This window comes from Megasphaera sp. AF13-6AC, assembly GCF_027685385.1.
In the GTDB taxonomy this organism is placed as follows: Bacteria; Bacillota; Negativicutes; order Veillonellales; family Megasphaeraceae; genus Megasphaera; species Megasphaera micronuciformis.
The window spans coordinates 387-1428 of sequence record NZ_JAQCUN010000212.1 but is presented as its reverse complement, the minus strand read 5'-3'; the positions used below and the strand labels follow the sequence as shown (position 1 = coordinate 1428).

The window sequence follows — 1042 nt, the reverse complement described above, 5'->3', positions numbered from 1 at the left end:
GGAGGCGACTACTCCATCCTTCTGATTACGGGGTCTAATACGGGCGGTAAGACCGTGTCCATGAAAACCTTGGGACTCCTTATCCTCATGTATCAGTCCGGTCTGTTTATTCCTGTAAGTGACGGTTCACAGTTGCCGCTCTTCGGCGATGTCTTTGCCGACATCGGCGATGAACAGGATATAGCACAAAATCTCAGTACCTTTTCGAGTCATATGAAGCAAATCGTCTATATCTTGAAACATGCTTCGGCGTGTGATCTCATTTTGACGGATGAATTGGGTTCGGGTACGGATCCGGGTGAAGGCGGAGCCTTGGCCATCGCCATTTTGGATGAGTTTCGACGTAAGGGCTCTTTAGCTATGGTGACGACGCATTATAATGACTTGAAAAACTATGCCTACCGCACGGAAGGCGTGGAAAACGGCCACGTCGAATTCGATACGGAGACACTGCGACCGACATATAAACTGCGCATCGGCTCGGCCGGCAGCAGTCATGCCCTGGCTATTAGCGAACGACTGGGTATGCCTGAAGCCGTTCTGGAAGAGGCTCACCGGTTGCGTAATGAAGCCCAAGATGCCGATGTGGAAGCTGTTTTGACACGGCTCAATACACAACTTCGCAAGATCGATGAAGAACGAGAACTGTTGGCAACGCGCTTGAAGGAAGCGAAGGCTCACGAAGAGGCTTTGCGTAAGGAAAAGGAAAAAGTTACGGCGAAAAGGCAAGATATTGTGGATGCAAGCCGGCGGGAAGCCAATGAATTAAAGCGCAACTTGCGTCTTGAAGCGGAACAGATTATTCGCGAGTTAAAGCGCCGGTCGTCAGATGCATCGGACAGAGAAAAAGCCAAGGCCATCGATCAGGCCCGTCGAGCGATACAACAGATTTCCGTTCCCGAATTGTCGGGGCCGAAAAGAGACCCTGTCGATGTTAAACGTTTGAAACAAGGGCAGTCCGTATTCGTCAACTCTTTAAACAGCATCGGCACGGTAGATGACATACGCGGTAAGAAACTGACTGTATCGGTAAGAGGTATGA

The 1042-nt window shown here is 50.2% G+C and carries 1 protein-coding gene; it reads left to right on the top strand.

Annotated features, from left to right (window positions below):
* Positions 1–1042: endonuclease MutS2 (locus PGX78_RS08230; protein WP_442864821.1), on the top strand; the 1042-nt coding region annotated here is incomplete at both ends.